This is a genomic window from Erythrobacter sp. QSSC1-22B (assembly GCF_001678665.1).
Classification (GTDB): Bacteria; Pseudomonadota; Alphaproteobacteria; order Sphingomonadales; family Sphingomonadaceae; genus Qipengyuania.
Genome location: NZ_LZRP01000007.1, coordinates 158,192 through 176,421 on the forward strand (window position 1 = coordinate 158,192; position 18,230 = coordinate 176,421).

Below are 18,230 nucleotides of genomic sequence, written 5' to 3' on the forward strand. Positions count from 1 at the left end.
CTTCGGTCGGCGATGGGTCTATATTGACATTACTGTCAGTAGAGGCCCGCCGATGACCCACCAGAACCGCATCCAGTCCACCATCGAACGTGCCCGCGACGGGACGCCGTTGCGCGATCCGCGCCGCGTCGAACCGAAATATTCGCTCCCCCGGGCCTATGGCCATTTCCGTGACCTGCTCAAGGATAAGGAAGAGACCAGCCACGTCTTCAAAATTTTCGAAGCGCTTCCGTCCAGGAGCTTCATGCCTCGCGTCCGCGCGCTCACGCTCAGCGAACAGGGCGAGCAGCTGCGCGCCGATGAACCCTTCCTGCCGCCGATCCTCGACGATCACGAGGCATTGCGCCGCCTTCCCAAAGGATCGGTCGCGCAAGCCTATTGCGATTTCATGGAGCGCGAAGGCCTTTCCGCCGCTGGTCTGGTCGCCGAGGCGGACAAGCTGGGGCGTCCCAAATATGGCGATCTGGTCGAATGGTTCGGCTACCGCTCGCGCGACACGCATGATTTGATGCATATTCTCACCGGCTACGGGCGCGACGGGCTTGGCGAACAATGCGTGCTGCTGTTCACCCATGGCCAGTCACCCAGCCACGGCCATCTGCTGATCGGTTACGCCGGTGCGCTCAACATCAAGCAATCGGTCAAGAGCAAGGCGCCGGTCTACCGTGCCTGTCGCCAGGCGCAGCGAACCGGCGCTGCCTGCCCGCCGCTGGTGGGGATTTCGATACGCGAGTTGCTCGCAAAAGGTCTGGAGCAGGTCCGCGCGGAGCTCAACATTCCCGAGCCGCACTGGTACCGCGAATGCCACCGCATCTGGCGCGAGGAGGGGATCGATCCCTACGATTTGCTGGCCAAGGACCAAGAACCGAATCAGGCCAAGGCTGCCTGAGCGCGCACCACGGCGAGGCTCTCAGCGAAGTTCCTTGCGGATCACCAGCTTGATGCTGTTCCAGGCCGGATCGACTGCGGCCTCCTTGGTGTCGACAAAGCCCAGCGGCTTAGCCGCGGCACGCAATCTGTCGGCGTCGATATCGCTTGGCGTTCCCGAAGAAGCTTCGGGCCAGCTGACCCAGAGCTGGCCATCGGGCGCGATCTGCTGGCGCAGCGTCGTCAGCTTGGCGGCCAAATCAGCGAGTTCGGTTACGAAGATATGCGCCGCATCGACGCCCTCGGAGGGGTCGGCTACGAACGTGAGTTCGAGCGCGTATTCGTCGATTTCATCGATCACCGTTTCGGGCATGGCATCGAACCAGACCCGCTGTCCGTCGCGCAGGTCGAGCGTCCGCACCAGCGGTGTGTCCCATCGATTCACACTTCCATCCAGTCGCGGAAAAAGCTCGCATGCGCCTCGCGCAGATCGGCGAGCGAAACCGCGCTGCCGTTGAGCACCAGCGCATCGCCGCCGGTGCGTCCGATATCGGTGAAAGGCACATCCTCGGGGTCGAGCTCGGTGCCATCGCGATAGGTGACGACGTAAAGCGCCTGCGTCTCGCTGAAGGCGAAATCGCTGGTCATTTCCTTCAGTTCCGCTCCAATGCCGCTCGCCAGCGCCATCTCGGCCAGCGCGACCGCGAGTCCGCCATCGCTGACATCGTGGACCGCGGTGACCTTGCCTTGCTCGATCAGCCGGCGGATTATCGTGCCGCACAGCCGCTCGTCCCCGAGATCGACCATCGGGCTCTCGCCATCCTCGCGACCATGGATTTCACGCAGCCACAGCGACTGGCCGATCGCCTCGTGATGGAAGCCGATGGTGGCGATCCGCTCGCCCTCAGCCTTGAAGGGCATGGTCATCATCTTGGCGTAGTCATCGAGGATACCCACCCCGCCGATCGCCGGCGTGGGGAGGATCGCGCTACCACCGCCGGTCGCCTTGCTTTCGTTGTAGAGGCTGACATTGCCGCTGACGATCGGGAAGTAGAGCGCCCGGCACGCATCGCCCATGCCTTCGAGCGCGTGGACGAACTGGCTCATGATCTCGGGCCGCTGCGGGTTGCCGAAATTGAGGCAGTTGGTCACCGCCAGAGGGCGCGAGCCGACTGCGCACAGATTGCGATAGGCCTCGGCGATCGCCTGCTTGCCGCCTTCGTAGGGATCGGCATAGACATAGCGCGGGGTGCAATCGGTGGTGATCGCCAGCGCCTTCTTCGTACCGTGGACGCGGACCACGCCGGCATCGCCGCCGGTCTGCAGCGTGTCGGCGCCGACCTGGCTGTCGTATTGCTCGGCGATCCAGCGGCGCGAGGCGAGTGCGGGGCTCGCCATCATCTTCAGCAGGTCAGCTCCGATGTCTTGGCTTTGCGGCACCTCGCCCAGCGGCGCGACCTTGGCCCAGGCCTGGTATTCCTCCTTGGAGAGATAGGGTCGATCGTATTCGGGTGCATCGGCGGCGAGCGGGCCGAGCGGGATGTCGCAAACGACCTCGCCGTCGAATTCGAGCACCATGTGGCGGGTATCGGTCACCTCGCCGATGACGGCGAAATCGAGCTCCCACTTGGCGAAAATCGCCTCGGCTTCGGCCTCGCGTCCCGGCTTCAGAACCATGAGCATGCGCTCTTGGCTCTCGCTGAGCATCATCTCATAGGGGGTCATTCCCTCTTCGCGGCAGGGGACCTGGTTCATGTCGAGGCGGATGCCCGCCTTGCCATTGGTCGCCATCTCGACGCTGGAGGAGGTCAGCCCCGCTGCGCCCATGTCCTGGATCGCGACGATGGCATCGGTCGCCATCAGTTCGAGACAAGCCTCGATCAGCAGCTTCTCGGTGAAGGGATCGCCGACCTGCACGGTGGGGCGCTTGGCGTCCGAATCCTCGCCGAAATCTGCCGAAGCCATCGTCGCGCCGTGGATCCCGTCGCGACCGGTTTTCGAACCGACATAGACGATCGGATTGCCCAGACCGGTGGCGGCGGAATAGAAGATCCTGTCGGCATCGGCGACCCCGACGGTCATTGCGTTGACGAGGATGTTGCCGTCGTAGGCGGCGTGGAAATTGGTCTCGCCCGCGACGGTTGGCACGCCGACGCAATTGCCATAACCGCCGATGCCCGCGACCACGCCCTGCACCAGATGTTTCATTTTGGGATGCTCGGGCCGCCCGAAGCGCAGGGCATTGGCATTGGCCACCGGTCGCGCGCCCATGGTGAAAACATCGCGCAAAATGCCGCCGACCCCGGTCGCGGCGCCTTGGTAGGGTTCGATATAGCTGGGGTGGTTGTGGCTCTCCATCTTGAAGATGGCCGCCTGGTTGTCACCGATATCGATGACGCCCGCGTTCTCGCCCGGACCGCAGATCACCCAGGGTGCCTCGGTCGGCAGCTTCTTCAGATGCAGCCGCGAGCTCTTGTAGGAGCAATGCTCGGACCACATCACCGAGAAGATGCCGAGCTCGACCATATTGGGCTCGCGCCCTAGCGCGTGCAGGACGCGCTCGTATTCCTCGGGGCTGAGACCATGCTGTTCGACGGTCTCGGCGGTGATTGGGGGGGTGATCGCGGACGGGGTGTTTGCCATGCGCGCGCGCTTAGCGCCGCACGCTCGCCACCGCTAGCCCCACGTGGCGCTTGTGCCACCGCGTCCGCCCGACCCAGAACGCCAGCGCGGTGACAATTGCAAAGGCGAAGATCATGGTCAGCACCATTGCCACGGGCGATCCTTGCGGCTCGGGGCCGAACCAGCTGAAGGCCTGGAGCGCGAGCATCACCGCGATCAGGATCAGCGGCGGCCCCAAAGGACCCTTGGTGGCGCGGAGGTACCAGATGAACGCGCCAAGCGTGAGTGCCAGCTCGAGCGGAATGGCGATTCCGGGATAGTCCCACAGTCCCCAGCCGAGCTTCTCGTCTCCGCCAGCCAGCGTGAGATCCGGGCGGTGGACCAGAAGATCAAGCAGCCAGTGGCTGAGCACCACCACCGCGGCCCATGTCCCGGCAACCGCATTGCGCAGCCCGACGCCGATCGCCACGCCGAACACCAGAGCGAAAACTGCGGTTCCCAGCAGGCTGTGCGACAGCGGCATGTGGTAGAGGTCGAGCGGGTTCATTGCGGTGATGCCGGGGACCAGGCGCAGATTTTCGAACCCGCCGAGAACGAAGAGCGCGAACGCCCAGTCGACCAGCTGCGCGGCGATGAACAGCGTGCCCAACCGCGGGCTTTCGGGGGCGACGGCTGCGGCGGCGAAGGCAGGGGCCCAATGTCCGATGAACATCGCTCTACTCCGGGATGGTCGGCTTGACCGGTGCAAGGCCACCGGCGGCACGGATAGCGACAATCCACTTCATTAAGCATTCCCCCTGGGTTGGTTACTTGACCCCGTGGAGCCGCGCGGTCAATGCTCCTGACCCATGGATACCGGACAGGCAGGAGGGGGCGCTGCGGATATCGCCCCGATGAATTTCGAGGATGCGCTGAAAGCGCTCGAAGAGGTCGTGCGTCGGCTCGAAAGCGGCGATGTGCCGCTCGATGAAAGCATCTCGCTCTACGAGCGCGGTGCGGAATTGCGCAAACATTGCCAGGCGCGGCTCGATGCTGCCCAGGCGCGGATCGAAAAGATCGTCACCGATGGCGCGGGCAAGCCGTCGGGCACGGAACCCTTCGACGCCGAAGGATGAGCGTGACCGCAGTCCCGAATTCGCACGCCGAGCTCAAATCGGCGCTGGAGCGGATCCAGACCGACATCGATGCCGCTTTCGATGCCTATCTGCCGGTCCCCAACGACACCAGCGCGCGACTGGTCGAGGCGATGCGCTATGCCACCATCGGCGGCGGCAAACGGGTCCGCCCGCTGCTGCTGGCAGCGGTCGCCGAGCTTTATGGCGTCGACCGGACCGCCGCCATCCACGCGGGCTGCGCGGTGGAAGCGATCCACGCCTATTCGCTGATTCACGACGATCTGCCCTGCATGGACGACGACGATCTGCGCCACGGCAAGCCCACCGTCCACCGTGCCTTCGACGAGGCGACTGCGGTGCTGGCGGGCGATGCCCTCCACGCGCTCGCCTTCGACATTCTGGTCCGCCCCGAGATCACCGGCGATCCCTTCGTCCGCGCCGAACTGGTGGCCGCGCTGGCGCGCGCCAGCGGGCACGAGGGGATGGCGGGTGGCCAGATGATGGACATGGCTTCCGACGGGCAGGATTACGATCTGCGGCAGGTCACCCGGCTGCAGCAGCTAAAGACCGGCGCATTGCTGGCGGCGAGCGTCGAGATGGGCGCGATCCTCGGCCGGGTGGCTCCCGAGGGACGCGTTCACTGGCGCGCCTATGCCCGCGATATCGGGCTGGCTTTCCAGATCGCCGACGATCTGCTCGATGTCGAGGGCGACCCCGACAAGGCCGGCAAGGCGCTGCGCAAGGACGAGGGGCAGGGCAAGGCGACCTTCGTTACGCTGATGGGGGTCGAGCCGGCGCGCGCGCAGGCCAGGATGCTCACCGAACAGGCGATCGCGCGGCTTGCATCGCATGGCGAGGACGCCAGTCTGCTGAAGGCGCTGGCGCGCTACATCGTCGAAAGAGACAGGTAATATCTATGAGCAAGCGCATCGGCATCTATCCCGGCACCTTCGATCCCATCACCCTCGGCCATGCCGACATATTGCGGCGTGGCAGCAAGCTGGTCGACTGGCTGATCGTCGGGGTGACCACCAACCCGTCCAAGAACCCGATGTTCGACACCGCGGAGCGCCTCGCCATGGTCGAGCGCGAAGTTGCGACTTTGGGTCTGGGCAATGTCGAAGTGGTGAGTTTCAATGCGTTGCTGATGAAATTTGCCAAGATGCAAGGGGCTAGCGTCATCGTTCGCGGGCTGCGCGCGGTCGCGGACTTCGAATACGAGTACCAGATGGCGGGGATGAACCAGCAGATCGACGACGATATCGAGACGGTGTTCCTGATGGCCGATGTCTCGCTCCAGCCGATCGCCTCGCGGCTCGTGAAGGAGATCGCGCTCTATGGCGGCGATATCTCGCCATTCGTCAGCACCCAGGTGCGCGACGACGTGGTGGCCCGGGTCGACGAGATCGGGCGCAAGGGCGACTACTGAACCATTCATTGAACCGACAGCGGGTCGGGGCTAGACCGCGCTCCGATCTCAGATTTCATCAGACGCCCATATTCCAACCGACGGATATTCCATGTTGAAGCTTTCGCCTGCACTTGTCGCGCTCGCAGCGCTGGTCGCCACGCCGATGGCGGGACTTTCCACGATGGCTCAGGCCCAGGAGACTCCGGCCCAGGAAGCTCCGTCCGAGGAGGCTGAGGTCGAAGCTGCAGCGGATGAAGCCGCGCCGGTCTATGCGCCGATCAACTACAGCATGGAGGAAGATCGCGAGAACATTCTGCTGCTCGATCTCTCCAACGGCGAGCGGGTTGCAATCCGCCTGATGCCGAGCTGGGCGCCCAGCCATGTCGAGCGGATCAAGACGCTGACCCGCGAGGGGTTCTACGACGGCGTGATCTTCCACCGCGTGATCGACGGCTTCATGGCGCAGACCGGCGATCCGACGGGAACCGGGCAGGGCGGCTCGTCGCTTCCCGACCTGACGGCCGAGTTCAACCCGATGCCGCATGTGCGCGGCACGCTGTCGATGGCGCGCGCGCAGGGCGAGGACAGCGCAAACAGCCAGTTCTTCATCGTTTTCTACCCCCGCTTCAGCCTCGACAAGCGCTACACCAATCTCGGCCGGGTTATTTCCAACATGGCGGCGGTCGATGTCATCAACCGGGGCGAGCCGCCCGCCGATCCGACCCGGGTCGTCCAGGCTTCGCTTGCGAGCGACAATCGGCCGGTTCCTCCGCCGCAGGCGCCGCAACCGGTTCCGACGGCCGAGATCACCGCCGACGATCTCAACGCGCCGATCGCGGAGTAACTCTCGCGAGCGGCTTGCCCGAGTTGCCGGGACGGGTTGTGCCATGAATATCGACCTTTTCGATTTTGCGCTTCCACCCGAGCGGATCGCGCTGCGCCCCGCGCGTCCGCGCGATGCGGCGCGGATGCTCGTGGTGCGCGGCACTGGAACAAGGCCCTTCGAGGATCGCGGTGTCGGCGACCTGCCGCAATTGCTGCGCGCCGGCGACGTGCTGGTGTTCAACGATACGAGGGTGATCCCCGCCCAGCTCGAAGGCCGCCGGGGCGAGGCGAAGATCGGCGCAACGCTGCACAAGCGTATAGATCTGCGCCGCTGGCAGGCTTTCATCCGCAACGCCAAGCGGCTGAAGGAGGGCGATCTCATCACATTCGGTGGCGGGGTGAGCGCGCAGGCCGAGACCCGCCACGAGGATGGCAGCTTCACGCTGTGTTTTGGCGGCGACGAACCGGTCGAGCTCCTGCTCGAGCGCGCCGGGACGATGCCGCTGCCGCCTTATATTGCCGGTAAACGCGGCACCGATGCGCAGGACCGCGAGGACTACCAGACGATGTTCGCGCGCGAAGATGGCGCGGTCGCGGCGCCGACGGCCTCGCTGCATTTCACCGACGCGCTGGTTGCGGCGCTCGACGAGGCCGGGATCGGGCGCGAGATGCTGACGCTGCATGTCGGGGCGGGGACCTTCCTGCCGGTCAAGGCGCAGGACACCGCCGACCACAAGATGCACAGCGAGTGGGGCCGGATCGAACCCGCGGTTGCGGACCGGCTCAACGCGGCACGGGCTGCGGGCGGGCGGATCATCGCGGTGGGCACCACCTCGCTGCGACTGCTCGAAAGCGCCACCGGCGAGGACGGTGTAATCGCACCCTTCGCCGGGGACACCGACATCTTCATCACGCCGGGCTACGCGTTTCGCGCGGTCGATGGCTTGATGACCAATTTCCACCTGCCGAAATCGACGCTGTTCATGCTGGTCTCGGCGATGATGGGCCGCGAGCGGATGCAGGACGCCTACGCCCATGCAATCGCAGCGGAATATCGCTTCTACAGCTATGGCGATTCGAGCCTGCTGCTGCCCTGATCCGCGTTTCCGCTCCGCTGCATTTGCTTCGCCGCTTGCATTCCCGCCGCGTCGGGCACAACTGCACCCGATGCCAGAACCAATTCTCGAACTCGCCGGCCTGACCAAGGTCTATCCCGGCGGGCTCAGAGCGCTCGACAATGTCGATCTCACCATCCGCAAGGGCGAAATCTTCGCGCTGCTCGGGCCCAACGGGGCGGGCAAGACGACGCTGATCGGCGCGGTCTGCGGGCTGGTGACACCGTCGTCCGGATCGATCCGTGCATTCGGCCACGATCTTTCGGGCGATTGGCGCCAGGCGCGCAAGCGCATCGGGCTGGTGCCGCAGGAACTCGCGACCGACATGTTCGAACCGGTGCGGCGCGCGGTCGCCTTTTCGCGCGGCCTGTTCGGCCTGCCGCCGAACCCGGCGCGGATCGAGGAGATCCTCCGCTCGCTCAGCCTGTGGGACAAGCGCGACGAGCGGATCATGGCGCTGTCGGGCGGGATGAAGCGCCGGGTGCTGATTGCCAAGGCACTCGCGCACGAGCCCGACCTGCTGTTCCTCGACGAGCCAACCGCGGGCGTCGATGTCGAACTGCGCAAGGGCATGTGGCAGCTGATCGACCAGATGCGCGCGCGCGGCGTAACCGTAATTCTGACCACCCATTACATCGAGGAAGCCGAAGAGATGGCCGATCGCGTCGGGGTGATCCGCAACGGCCGTCTGTTGATGGTCGACGAGAAGAGCGCGATGATGGCGCGGCTCGGACGGACCGAAGCGCATATCACATTGGCCGAGCCCCTGGCCGCCATCCCGCCCGCGCTGGCGCAGTTCCCGATCGAGATCGAGCAGGGTGGGCTGGGCCTGTGCTATCGCGGCGGCGACGGCACCGGGAAGGGCAAGGAAGAGGTGGCAGCGCTGACCAAGGCGCTCACCTTCGCGGGGATCGACTACACGGGAATCGACGTGCGCGAGAGCAGCCTCGAGGATATCTTCGTCTCGGTGCTCGGCGAGGACGCCGTACCCCACGAGACGACCAGCGAAAGTGAGCCCGTCTGATGCATTTCAGTGTCCGTTCTGCCTGGTCGATCTTCATCCGCGAGATCATGCGCGCCCTGCGCACGGTCTTCCAGTCGATCATCGCCCCGGTACTCACGACTTCGCTCTATTTCATCGTCTTCGGCGCTGCGATCGGCGCGCGGATGCCCGATCTCGGCGGGGTCGATTACGGCGCATTCATCATCCCCGGACTGCTGATGCTGACGCTGCTTGGGGAGACGACCAGCAACGCCAGCTTCGGTATCTATATGCCGCGCTTCACGGGTACCATTTACGAACTGCTGTCAGCACCTGTGGGAGTTGGCGAGACGTTGGCGGGCTTCGTCGGCGCAGCGGCGGTCAAGAGCCTGATCCTCGCGGCGATCATCCTTCTGACCGCGCGATTGTTCGTCGACTATTCGATCGCCCATCCGGTGCTGGCGGTAATCTATATCGTTCTCGTGGCGGCCAGCTTCAGCCTGTTCGGTTTCATCCTCGGCGTCTGGGCGGACAATTTCGAAAAGCTGGGGATTATCCCGCTGCTGTTCCTCACCCCACTGACCTTCCTCGGCGGGACTTTCTATTCGATCGACATGCTGCCCGAGCCCTGGGACACGATCGCGCTCTTCAATCCGATCGTCTATCTGGTCAGCGGATTGCGCTGGACCTTTTACGGCAGCGCCGATGTCGACATCTGGATCAGCTTTGCGATTACGCTGGGCTTCCTCGCGACCTGCATCGCGATCATCGCCACCATCTTCAAGACGGGCTGGCGACTGCGCGCCTGATTGGCTATCGGCGCTGGCGATGATCCTGCACGCCCGCCATTCGCTACTCGCTGCCGCACTTCTCACTTGCTGGGCCACGCCCGCCCATGCCGAGCTACCCGAAGGCGTGCGCGCAATGATCGAGGCTGCACGCGAAACCGGCGACGCTGCGAAAGTTGCCACGGCCTTTGAACTGGCTCGCACCGCCTACCCTGACGAGGCTGAAGACATCGCCGCGATCGAGGCGGAGTGGACCGCTGCAAAGGCCGAGCGCGATGCGCTTGCGGCTGTAGAGCAGGAAGAGACCTTGCGCCGCGCCGGACCGCTCGACCTTTGGAGCGGCGAAGGCGAACTGGGTGGCTTCCTGTCGAGCGGCAACAGCGACACCGCCGGGCTGGCAGCTTCGCTCTCGCTCCTGCGTCAGGGTATCGACTGGACCCACCGGGTGCGCGCCCGCGTGGATTACCAGCGTCAGAACGGGGTCACGAGCCGCGAGAGCTTCGTCTTCGCCTACGAGCCGCGCTGGCAGTTCGACGAGGACATGTTTATCTACGGCCTGGCACAATACGAGCGCGACAGGGTGCAGGGCTTTACCGGGCGCTACGCCGTCTCGGGCGGGCTGGGCTACAATCTCGTCCAGTCCTCGGACGTGTCGCTTTCGCTCAAGGCTGGCCCTGCCTTCCGCATCACCGAATTCGTCGACGGACGCAGCGAGAGCAGGCTCGGTGGCCTCATTGGTCTCGACTTCGACTGGCGCATCATCGACCAGCTGACATTGACCCAGGATGCCAACGCGCTGGCGGAAACCGGAGGCCAGGCGGTGGTGGTGTTCGACAGCGCCAACACCACGCTCAATCTCGTCACCGGGCTCGATTTCGCGGTCACCCCGCGCCTGCGGACACGTCTTTCCTATCAGGTGGATTACGACAGCAACCCGCCCGCCGGCGCGGTGACTACCGACACGCTGACCCGCGCCACCATCATCTACGGGTTCTGATCATGGCCGAACGGTTTGACTTCCGGATCGATGCCATCGACGGCAAGGCGCGCACCGGGCGCATTGCGATGCTCCGCGGCGAGACCCGCACCCCCGCCTTCATGCCCGTGGGGACAGCGGCGACAGTCAAGGCGATGAAGCCCGAGGCGGTGCACAAGACCGGCGCCGATATCATCCTGGGGAACACCTACCATCTGATGCTGCGGCCCGGCGCCGAGCGGATGGCGCGGTTGGGCGGGCTCCATTCCTTTATGAACTGGTCGCGCCCGATCCTGACCGATAGCGGCGGCTATCAGGTGATGAGCCTGTCGGATCTCAACAAGCTGACCGAGGAAGGGGTCGAGTTCCGCAGCCATCTCGACGGCTCCAAGCACATGCTGACCCCCGAACGCTCGATGGAAATCCAGCGGCTGCTGGGGTCGGACATCGTCATGGCCTTCGATGAATGCCCGCGCGCCGACCGGCCCTTCGCCGAGATCGAGGCAAGCATGGCAATGTCGATGCGGTGGGCGAAGCGCAGCCGCGACGCCTTCGATGCGGGTGGCGAGCACGCGCAGCGCGCGGCGCTGTTCGGCATCCAGCAGGGCGCACTCGACGAAGGCTTAAGAGGTCGCTCCGCAGCTGCGCTGCGCGAAATCGGCTTCGATGGCTATGCGATCGGCGGGCTGGCGGTTGGCGAGGGGCAGGAGGCGATGTTCGCGACGCTCGACTTCGCGCCCGACCAACTGCCCGAGGACGCACCGCGCTATCTGATGGGGGTGGGCAAGCCCGACGATCTGGTCGGCGCGGTCGAACGCGGCATCGACATGTTCGACTGCGTGCTGCCGAGCCGCTCGGGCCGCAATGGCCAGGCCTTCACCTGGACCGGCCCGATCAACCTGCGCAACGCGCGTTTCGCCGAGGATCTCGAGCCACTCGACCCGCGCTGCGCCTGCGATACCTGCGCCACTTATAGCCGCGCCTATGTCCACCACCTGATCAAGGCCGGCGAAATCCTCGGCGCGATGCTGATGACCGAGCACAATATCGCCTTCTACCAACAGCTGATGCAGGCGATGCGCGATGCGATCGCGGCCGGCCAGTTCGCCCGTTTCGCCAGCGATTTCAGGCGGGATTACCTCAAGACCTGACTGCCGACCCTGTCGCGCGCCTGCCACAAACAAAAAAGGCGGCCCCGAAGGACCGCCTTTCGTGTCTGGTTGGGAGATTCCCGATCAGCGCGAGTAGAACTCGACGACCAGATTGGGTTCCATCGTGACCGGGTAGGGCACTTCGTCGAGCTTGGGCACGCGGGTGAAGGTCACCTTTTCGATGCCGTCGGGTGCGACATAGTCGGGAATGTCGCGCTCGGGCAGGCTCTGCGCTTCGATGATCAGCGCCATGTCCTTGGCCTTGTTGCCCAGGCTGATGACATCGCCGACGTCGCAGCGACGCGAGGGGATGTTGCACTTCACGCCGTTCACATAGATGTGACCGTGGTTGACGATCTGGCGGGCGGAGAAGACCGTCGGTGCGAATTTGGCGCGATAGACGATCATGTCCAGGCGGCGCTCGAGCAGGCCGATCAGGTTCTGGCCGGCATCGCCCTTCATCCGCGTGGCATCGGCATAGGTGCGCTTGAACTGCTTCTCGGTGACGTCGCCGTAATAGCCCTTGAGCTTCTGCTTGGCGCGCAGCTGCAGGCCGAAGTCGCTGACCTTGCTCTTACGACGCTGGCCGTGCTGGCCGGGGCCGTAGGAGCGCTTGTTGACCGGGGAATTCGGGCGACCCCAGATGTTTTCACCCATCCGGCGGTCGAGCTTGTACTTGGCGCTTTTGCGCTTCGACATAAAAAGTCCTTCGATTTGCCATCGCCACCCCAATGGTGGCGCTTTAACCCGGTATCGCACCGCTGGAGCTGTTCTCCAGCGCGGCCGCCGCTTCACCGGGGTGCGGAGCCAATTCGCGAAGCGCGCGCCATAGCAGGGATGGGCCACGGGTCAAGATCGCAGATCGGCGCTCGACAAATGCGGGCGAGGGCGGCAGTGCGCCTCGCCATGACCAGCGACATCAAACCACCCGAGGATTGCTCCGATATGCGCGAGGTGCGCATCGGTGTCGATGCCACCGATCGCGCGCTGATGGAATTGCTCGACCGCCGCTACGGCTACATGCGCGCCGCCGCGCGGATCAAGCAGGACCGCGGCGCGGTGCGCGACGAGGGACGCAAGTCTGCAGTGATCGACAATGCGCGCGTCGATGCCGAAGCGCGGGGGCTTCCGGCGGAAGAATTGGCGGCAATCTGGGATCGGCTGGTGGAAAGCTCGATCGCCTATGAGATGGTCGAATGGGATCGGATCAGGAGCAGCTGACCGAAGACTGGTAGGCTAATCGCGCCGTGCGCGCGCGAGCGTCGACAGCACCCCGCGCAAGGTCCGGATCTCGAGGTGGTTCCAGCCCGGCTTGGTCAGCACGTTGCGCAGCGTCGTGCGCGTCACCTCGTCGCGGATTGCGGGCATGAAATACCCCTTGGGTTCCAGCATCGCTTCCAGATGGCCAATCAGGCCGTCGAGTTCCTCCTGCGGCGCGGGCGGCAGGATTTCCTCCTGCGTCGGCTGCGAGAGCTCGCGGGTCTTGGACCATTCATAGGCGCACAGGATCACCGCCTGTGCCAGATTGAGCGAGCCGAATTCCGGGTTGATCGGCACGGTGATGATTGCGCGTGCAAAACCGACGTCCTGAATATCGAGACCCGAACGTTCCGGGCCGAACAGCAGCGCGGACTTGCCCTGAGCCGTATCGATCTCCCGGGCCGCCTCCTCGGGTGTGACCACAGGCTTGGTCACCCCGCGCTTGCGCACCGTGGTGGCGTAGATATGTGAACAATCGGCGACCGCTTCGCCCACCGTGTCGAACACCTGCGCCTCGGCCAGCACCCGGTCTGCGCCTGCAGCGGCGGGACCGGCACTGGGGTTGGGCCAGCCATCGCGCGGCGCCACGAGCCGCATCTCGGTGAGCCCGAAATTGAGCATCGCCCGCGCCGCCTTGCCGATGTTCTCGCCAAGCTGCGGGCGCACCAGGACGATAGCCGGGGCCTCAGCCACTGGGGTTGCCGCCGTTGCTCTCGGCCTGTGCGGCTTCCTGCACGGTGCTGGCGAATTCCTCGAAATCGCGCGCCTCGCTGAAATCGCGATAGACGCTGGCGAAGCGGATATAGGCAACGCTGTCGATCTGGCGCAGGCCGTCCATCACCATTTCGCCGATGCGGCTCGAGGGGATCTCCGCTTCGCCGGCGGTTTCTACCTGGCGCTGGATGCCCGAGACGAGCTGGTCGATCCGCTCGGGGGCGACATCGCGCTTGCGGCAGGCGAGGCTGATCGACTGTTCGAGCTTGCGCCGCTCGAAGGGTTCGCGCCGCGCCGCCTCGCCATCGCCGCCGGACTTGACCACCGTCACTTCGCGCAATTGCACGCGTTCGAAGGTGGTGAAGCGGGCGCCGCAACGCGCACACTGCCGCCGTCGCCGAATAGCGGCATTGTCCTCGGTCGGACGCGAATCCTTTACCTGGCTCTCGTCATGGGCACAAAAAGGGCAGCGCATTCAGGAGTTTACTTTTTGATCCTGTTGTAGAATGCGAAGCCGGCACCCGCGATCAGACCGAGCGGCAGGCTCACCACAGGCAGCAGCGCGCCGGCCAGCGCGCCGATCGCGGCCCCCGCCAGCACCGGCTTGGTCGAAGGATGGCTCATGCCGTCCTTGGCCATGCCGGAAATCTCGGTCTTTGCGTCTTCGACCCAGTTGGGATCGTTCGGATTGTCTTCGTTCATCGCGTTACATCCCTGGATAGACGGGGAAGGCCTTGCACAGCTCGCTCACCCGGCTGCGCACGCTTTCCTCGATCCGCTCATCGCCCTCGGGGCCGCTGCTGGCAAGTCCGTCGACGACTTCGGCGATCAATTTGCCGATAGTGCGGAACTCGTCGGTCCCGAACCCGCGCGTCGTCCCCGCAGGCGTACCGAGACGGACGCCGCTGGTGACGAAGGGGCTGCGGGTGTCGAACGGGATGCCGTTCTTGTTGCAGGTCAGCCAGGCGCGGTCGAGACCGGTCTCGGCGGCCTTGCCGGTGACATCCTTGGCGCTGAGATCGACCAGCATCGAGTGATTGTCGGTCCCGCCCGAGACCACGCGCAGACCGTGCTGCTCGAGGCTGGCCGCCAGCGCGCGGGCGTTGTCGACCACACGCTGGGCATAATCGGCGAATTCGGGCCGCAGCGCTTCCCGGAAAGCGACCGCCTTGGCGGCGACGACATGCATCAGCGGGCCGCCCTGCATGCCGGGGAACACCGCCATGTTGATCGGCTTGGTCAGCGTCTCATCGTTCCACAGGATCACGCCAGAGCGCGGCCCGCGCAAGGACTTGTGGGTCGTGGTCGTGACGACATGCGCATGGGGCACCGGGTTGGGGTGCGCGCCACCCGCGACCAGCCCGGAAATGTGGCTCATATCGACCAGCAGATAGGCGCCGACCTCATCGGCGATCTCGCGGAACCGCTGCCAGTCCCAGACGCGCGAATAGGCGGTGCCGCCGGCGATGATCAGCTTGGGGCGATGCTCGCGCGCGGTCGCGGCAACCGCATCCATATCGATCAGCTCGTCTTCCTGGCGCACCCCGTAGGAGACCGGATTGAACCACTTGCCGCTCATGTTGACCGGGGAACCGTGGGTCAGGTGCCCGCCGGAATTGAGATCGAGCCCCATGAAGGTGTCGCCCGGCTCGAGCAGCGCGAGGAAGACCGCCTGGTTCATCTGGCTGCCGCTGTTGGGCTGGACGTTGGCGAAATTGCAGCCGAACAGTTCCTTGGCGCGGTCGATCGCCAGCGTTTCGATAACATCGGCATAGTCGCAGCCGCCGTAATAGCGCTTGCCGGGATAGCCTTCGGCGTATTTGTTGGTGAAGACGCTCCCGGTCGCCTCGAGCACCGCGCGGCTGGCGATGTTCTCGCTGGCGATCAGCTCGATCTTGTCCTGCTGGCGTGCCAGTTCGTTGCGGATCGCCTCGTGGATCTGCGGATCCGCCTCGGCAAGGGTATCGTGCCAGAAGCCGTCCATCGGCGAATCAGCGGGAGCGGCGGCGGGCTGGGTGCTCATGAACGGTCCTCGATCTGGGGGTCGGAAAGCTTGTCGACGCGGCGCTGATGGCGACCGGCGGCGAATTCTGTTGCGAGAAAAGCGGCAACGCAGGCCTTGGCCATGTCGGTTCCCGTGAGCCGGGCACCGATCGCGAGGCAATTCGCGTCGTTGTGTTCGCGCGCGAGACGGGCTGAGAGAGGCTCCGACACCAGCGCGCAACGCAGTGCCGGGTGGCGATTGACCGACATCGATATCCCGAGCCCGGATCCGCACAGCGCAATTCCGCGCTGCGCCGTGCCGTCCGCGATGACATTCGCCAGGCGATAACCGAAATCGGGATAATCCACGCTGTCGGGGGTGTCGGGACCGAGGTCGGCGACCTCATGCCCTTCTTCCATCAGCCAGTCGCGCAATTCGGCCTTGAGTTCGAACGCGGCATGGTCGGAGGCAATAGCGATACGCATGCCGGCACCTTTAGGTCAGCCGGGCGGTTTTCTCCACCCCGTAAAGCGGGTTTTCAGCCCAGAAGCGCGCTTGCCGGACCAAGCCGTGCTCGGGCCATTGCCGACTTGATCTGCTCGTGGGTGTAAGGCTTGGAAACGGTGGGGGTTTTGGCGAACTCAGGTGGGTGCGACGTGTCGCCGTAACCGGTGGCGAAGACGAACGGGATATCGAGTGATTGTAATTTGGCGCCGATGCCATAGCTCTTCTCCCCATGCACGTTGACGTCGAGAACGGCAGAGCCGATCCCGCCCTCGTGGATCAGGGCCTCGGCTTCTTCGAGAGAGGCCGCCATGATGACATTCGCGCCATCCGCGACGAGCATGTCTTCGAGTGCAAAGGCGATGATCGCCTCGTCCTCGAGCAAGAGAATGGAGCTGTCAGTTTCGATCAAATCTCTCCCTTGATGCTGCAATGCAGCCCACCTCGATTGTAGTCGAGCGACACCGCCCCCTTGCGTCCGCCCAATCCGCTGTGGATCAGCCGACTGCCGAAACCTTTGCCCTGCGGCGGTGCGACCGGCGGGCCGCCCGCTTCCGACCAGTCCAGCGCAATCGACACTGTGCCGTCCTCGTTTTCGGCGCTCCACTGGATCGTGACCCGGCCTTCGGGAACCGACAATGCGCCATATTTCAGAGCATTGGTGGCCAATTCATGAACGATCATCGCCAGCGCGACCGCCTGCTGGGGGCGCAGCACCAGCTCGGGGCCCTCGAGAACGCAGCGTTCGGCGGTACTCCCCAGCGCCGCGTCGAGCGATCCACCAATAAGACTGCGCACCTCTGCGGATTCCCAATTGCATGAGGTCAGCAGATTGTGCGCCACGGACAGGGCAGCGAGCCGGGCAGCAAAGGCGTCGCGGTTGGCCCTGTTGCTCTCGTCGAGGCCGAAGGACTGCTGTGCGAGCCCCTGAACAATGGCCAGCGTGTTCTTAACCCGGTGGTTGAGCTCGTGGATCAGCAGGTTCTGGCGCTCGGCTGCCTCCACCTCTTCGGTCACATCGTGGCCCTGGATGAAGACCCCTGTGACCTGCCGCTCGTTATCCAGGATCGGCTGGTAGACGAATTCGAGATAGACCTGCTCGGGCTGCGCGCCGGGCTGCATCTGGAGGAACAACTGCTCCTGCCGCCCGAAATAGGGCTCGCCGGTGCGGCAAACCTCTTCGAGAATGGCAACGAAGCCCTGATCGATCACTTCGGGCAGGGCTTCTTCGATGGTCAGCCCCACCAGGGGACGGTTGCCGGTCAGCCGCCGATAGGCAGCGTTTGCCATTGCGAAACGCAATTCGGAGCCCGACAGCACTGCGGTGAAGCCCGGTGTGTTCTCGAGCAGATTGCGCAATTTGCGGGTCTCTTCGGAGAGATCGCGGTTGCGGGTCTCGACCAGCTGGGCGCGTTCGAACACCCGCATCTGCTCGCGCATCCCGCGCAACTCGTGAAGCTCGCTGATATCGACCGTGTGCTGGAGGATATGGGTGACGGCGCCGGTCTTACCCTTGAAGGGCGTGTGGGTTGCGCTCCAGTATCGCTCCGCCATCGTGCCGTCGGGCTGTTCGATATCATAGCGGATATGCGCAATTTCGTCGGCTTCGCCGCTGTTCAAAACCCGGTCGAAGGATGACAGCAACTGGCGGAAGCTCTCCGATTTCGGATCGCTCGGAAAGGCCTCGAACATCGGGCGTCCAATGATCTCCGGACGCGTCCTACCCGTTACCTGCAGATAGGCATCGTTCATCCAGACGATCACGAGATCGCGATCGAGCACCACATAGGCATTGGGCGACCGCTCGAACAACGCCGCGAAATCGACACCCGGATGTGCGGCCGCATGGTGGCTAACGGGATTCAGACATGGTCTCCGCCCGGAGGTCTGCACCGAAAAAGTTTCCGCTGCGCTGC

Annotated in this window: 22 protein-coding genes; 11 read left to right on the forward strand and 11 right to left on the reverse strand. The window is 64.5% G+C overall.

All coding sequences use genetic code 11. The features are described 5' to 3' along the window. Positions 1-52 precede the first annotated feature (52 nt). Positions 53-889, forward strand: coding sequence for a Coq4 family protein (locus A9995_RS12715; protein WP_067613562.1), 837 nt, complete (start codon positions 53-55; stop codon positions 887-889). A 21-nt stretch (positions 890-910) separates the two neighbouring features. On the opposite strand, the gene A9995_RS12720 is transcribed toward A9995_RS12715, so the two are convergent. The 3 genes from A9995_RS12720 to A9995_RS12730 are packed head-to-tail and all read right to left on the reverse strand — an operon-like array spanning position 911 to position 4,201. Further along, entirely contained in the window at positions 911-1,312 is a 402-nt protein-coding gene (locus tag A9995_RS12720) for a DUF3052 family protein (RefSeq protein ID WP_067613564.1), read from the reverse strand. Further along, entirely contained in the window at positions 1,309-3,510 is a 2,202-nt protein-coding gene (gene purL, locus A9995_RS12725) for a phosphoribosylformylglycinamidine synthase subunit PurL (RefSeq protein WP_067613565.1), read from the reverse strand. The genes A9995_RS12720 and purL overlap by 4 nt, the downstream gene beginning before the upstream one ends. 10 nt (positions 3,511-3,520) lie before the next feature. Continuing rightward, positions 3,521-4,201: a hypothetical protein gene (locus A9995_RS12730; protein WP_067613567.1), complete on the reverse strand. Its 681-nt coding sequence runs from the start codon at positions 4,199-4,201 to the stop codon at positions 3,521-3,523. A gap of 136 nt (positions 4,202-4,337) precedes the next feature. On the opposite strand from A9995_RS12730, the gene A9995_RS12735 reads away from it, so the two are divergent. The 9 genes from A9995_RS12735 to tgt all read left to right on the forward strand — a co-directional run bounded on the left by A9995_RS12735 (position 4,338) and on the right by tgt (position 11,852). Beyond that, positions 4,338-4,604 (forward strand): exodeoxyribonuclease VII small subunit, encoded by a 267-nt coding sequence (locus tag A9995_RS12735; RefSeq protein WP_067613569.1) that lies wholly within the window; start codon positions 4,338-4,340, stop codon positions 4,602-4,604. Then, a complete protein-coding gene (locus A9995_RS12740) occupies positions 4,601-5,515 on the forward strand; it encodes a polyprenyl synthetase family protein (protein ID WP_067613571.1) in 915 nt (304 codons plus the stop codon). The genes A9995_RS12735 and A9995_RS12740 overlap by 4 nt, the downstream gene beginning before the upstream one ends. A gap of 5 nt (positions 5,516-5,520) precedes the next feature. Then, complete coding sequence (gene coaD, locus A9995_RS12745; RefSeq protein ID WP_067613572.1) at positions 5,521-6,033, forward strand: pantetheine-phosphate adenylyltransferase; 513 nt, start codon at positions 5,521-5,523, stop codon at positions 6,031-6,033. A 91-nt stretch (positions 6,034-6,124) separates the two neighbouring features. Continuing rightward, the gene (locus A9995_RS12750; RefSeq protein WP_067613574.1) at positions 6,125-6,859 is read left to right on the forward strand and encodes a peptidylprolyl isomerase; all 735 of its coding nucleotides are present in this window, start codon (positions 6,125-6,127) and stop codon (positions 6,857-6,859) included. A 43-nt stretch (positions 6,860-6,902) separates the two neighbouring features. Beyond that, entirely contained in the window at positions 6,903-7,937 is a 1,035-nt protein-coding gene (gene queA / locus A9995_RS12755) for a tRNA preQ1(34) S-adenosylmethionine ribosyltransferase-isomerase QueA (RefSeq protein ID WP_067613576.1), read from the forward strand. A gap of 70 nt (positions 7,938-8,007) precedes the next feature. Then, entirely contained in the window at positions 8,008-8,979 is a 972-nt protein-coding gene (locus A9995_RS12760) for an ABC transporter ATP-binding protein (RefSeq protein ID WP_067613578.1), read from the forward strand. Then, positions 8,979-9,746, forward strand: coding sequence for an ABC transporter permease (locus A9995_RS12765; protein ID WP_067613581.1), 768 nt, complete (start codon positions 8,979-8,981; stop codon positions 9,744-9,746). The genes A9995_RS12760 and A9995_RS12765 overlap by 1 nt, the downstream gene beginning before the upstream one ends. 19 nt (positions 9,747-9,765) lie before the next feature. Next, positions 9,766-10,722 (forward strand): DUF481 domain-containing protein, encoded by a 957-nt coding sequence (locus A9995_RS12770; RefSeq protein ID WP_067613583.1) that lies wholly within the window; start codon positions 9,766-9,768, stop codon positions 10,720-10,722. A 2-nt stretch (positions 10,723-10,724) separates the two neighbouring features. Next, positions 10,725-11,852 carry a tRNA guanosine(34) transglycosylase Tgt gene (gene tgt / locus A9995_RS12775; protein WP_067613585.1) on the forward strand — a complete coding sequence of 376 codons (1,128 nt, stop codon included), beginning with the start codon at positions 10,725-10,727 and terminating at the stop codon, positions 11,850-11,852. Between the two features lie 84 nt (positions 11,853-11,936). Here tgt and rpsD read toward each other — a convergent pair whose 3' ends face one another. Beyond that, entirely contained in the window at positions 11,937-12,551 is a 615-nt protein-coding gene (gene rpsD / locus A9995_RS12780; protein WP_067613587.1) for a 30S ribosomal protein S4, read from the reverse strand. A gap of 207 nt (positions 12,552-12,758) precedes the next feature. Here rpsD and A9995_RS12785 point away from each other — a divergent pair, with 207 nt between their 5' ends. After that, positions 12,759-13,073 (forward strand): chorismate mutase, encoded by a 315-nt coding sequence (locus A9995_RS12785; protein ID WP_067613589.1) that lies wholly within the window; start codon positions 12,759-12,761, stop codon positions 13,071-13,073. Positions 13,074-13,088: 15 nt separating this feature from the next. Here the strand turns inward: A9995_RS12785 and A9995_RS12790 are convergent, their stop codons facing one another. Genes A9995_RS12790 through A9995_RS12820 form a run of 7 tightly spaced genes read right to left on the reverse strand, consistent with a single transcriptional unit; the run spans position 13,089 to position 18,126 of the window. Beyond that, a complete protein-coding gene (locus tag A9995_RS12790) occupies positions 13,089-13,805 on the reverse strand; it encodes an RNA methyltransferase (RefSeq protein WP_067613591.1) in 717 nt (238 codons plus the stop codon). Continuing rightward, entirely contained in the window at positions 13,798-14,301 is a 504-nt protein-coding gene (gene nrdR / locus A9995_RS12795; protein WP_067613593.1) for a transcriptional regulator NrdR, read from the reverse strand. The genes A9995_RS12790 and nrdR overlap by 8 nt, the downstream gene beginning before the upstream one ends. Positions 14,302-14,309: 8 nt before the next feature. Then, positions 14,310-14,528, reverse strand: a complete 219-nt coding sequence (locus A9995_RS12800; protein WP_067613595.1) for a hypothetical protein — start codon at positions 14,526-14,528, stop codon at positions 14,310-14,312. Between the two features lie 4 nt (positions 14,529-14,532). Next, positions 14,533-15,849 carry a serine hydroxymethyltransferase gene (glyA, locus tag A9995_RS12805; protein WP_067613597.1) on the reverse strand — a complete coding sequence of 439 codons (1,317 nt, stop codon included), beginning with the start codon at positions 15,847-15,849 and terminating at the stop codon, positions 14,533-14,535. After that, positions 15,846-16,295 (reverse strand): ribose 5-phosphate isomerase B, encoded by a 450-nt coding sequence (rpiB, locus tag A9995_RS12810; RefSeq protein ID WP_067613599.1) that lies wholly within the window; start codon positions 16,293-16,295, stop codon positions 15,846-15,848. Before rpiB ends, glyA begins: the two co-directional genes overlap by 4 nt. Before the next feature lie 53 nt (positions 16,296-16,348). Then, positions 16,349-16,699 carry a response regulator gene (locus tag A9995_RS17100; RefSeq protein ID WP_168157399.1) on the reverse strand — a complete coding sequence of 117 codons (351 nt, stop codon included), beginning with the start codon at positions 16,697-16,699 and terminating at the stop codon, positions 16,349-16,351. Positions 16,700-16,722: 23 nt separating this feature from the next. Then, positions 16,723-18,126 (reverse strand): PAS domain-containing protein, encoded by a 1,404-nt coding sequence (locus tag A9995_RS12820; protein WP_233998211.1) that lies wholly within the window; start codon positions 18,124-18,126, stop codon positions 16,723-16,725. Between the last annotated feature and the right edge of the window lie 104 nt (positions 18,127-18,230).

Coding starts and splice junctions, on each gene's coding strand:
- A9995_RS12715 (WP_067613562.1), top strand. CDS start 53: ATGACCCACCAGAACCGCATCCAGTCCACCATCGAACGTGCCCGCGAC.
- purL (WP_067613565.1), bottom strand. CDS start 3,510: ATGGCAAACACCCCGTCCGCGATCACCCCCCCAATCACCGCCGAGACC.
- A9995_RS12730 (WP_067613567.1), bottom strand. CDS start 4,201: ATGTTCATCGGACATTGGGCCCCTGCCTTCGCCGCCGCAGCCGTCGCC.
- A9995_RS12735 (WP_067613569.1), top strand. CDS start 4,338: ATGGATACCGGACAGGCAGGAGGGGGCGCTGCGGATATCGCCCCGATG.
- A9995_RS12740 (WP_067613571.1), top strand. CDS start 4,601: ATGAGCGTGACCGCAGTCCCGAATTCGCACGCCGAGCTCAAATCGGCG.
- coaD (WP_067613572.1), top strand. CDS start 5,521: ATGAGCAAGCGCATCGGCATCTATCCCGGCACCTTCGATCCCATCACC.
- A9995_RS12750 (WP_067613574.1), top strand. CDS start 6,125: ATGTTGAAGCTTTCGCCTGCACTTGTCGCGCTCGCAGCGCTGGTCGCC.
- queA (WP_067613576.1), top strand. CDS start 6,903: ATGAATATCGACCTTTTCGATTTTGCGCTTCCACCCGAGCGGATCGCG.
- A9995_RS12760 (WP_067613578.1), top strand. CDS start 8,008: ATGCCAGAACCAATTCTCGAACTCGCCGGCCTGACCAAGGTCTATCCC.
- A9995_RS12765 (WP_067613581.1), top strand. CDS start 8,979: ATGCATTTCAGTGTCCGTTCTGCCTGGTCGATCTTCATCCGCGAGATC.
- A9995_RS12770 (WP_067613583.1), top strand. CDS start 9,766: ATGATCCTGCACGCCCGCCATTCGCTACTCGCTGCCGCACTTCTCACT.
- tgt (WP_067613585.1), top strand. CDS start 10,725: ATGGCCGAACGGTTTGACTTCCGGATCGATGCCATCGACGGCAAGGCG.
- rpsD (WP_067613587.1), bottom strand. CDS start 12,551: ATGTCGAAGCGCAAAAGCGCCAAGTACAAGCTCGACCGCCGGATGGGT.
- A9995_RS12785 (WP_067613589.1), top strand. CDS start 12,759: ATGACCAGCGACATCAAACCACCCGAGGATTGCTCCGATATGCGCGAG.
- nrdR (WP_067613593.1), bottom strand. CDS start 14,301: ATGCGCTGCCCTTTTTGTGCCCATGACGAGAGCCAGGTAAAGGATTCG.
- A9995_RS12800 (WP_067613595.1), bottom strand. CDS start 14,528: ATGAACGAAGACAATCCGAACGATCCCAACTGGGTCGAAGACGCAAAG.
- glyA (WP_067613597.1), bottom strand. CDS start 15,849: ATGAGCACCCAGCCCGCCGCCGCTCCCGCTGATTCGCCGATGGACGGC.
- rpiB (WP_067613599.1), bottom strand. CDS start 16,295: ATGCGTATCGCTATTGCCTCCGACCATGCCGCGTTCGAACTCAAGGCC.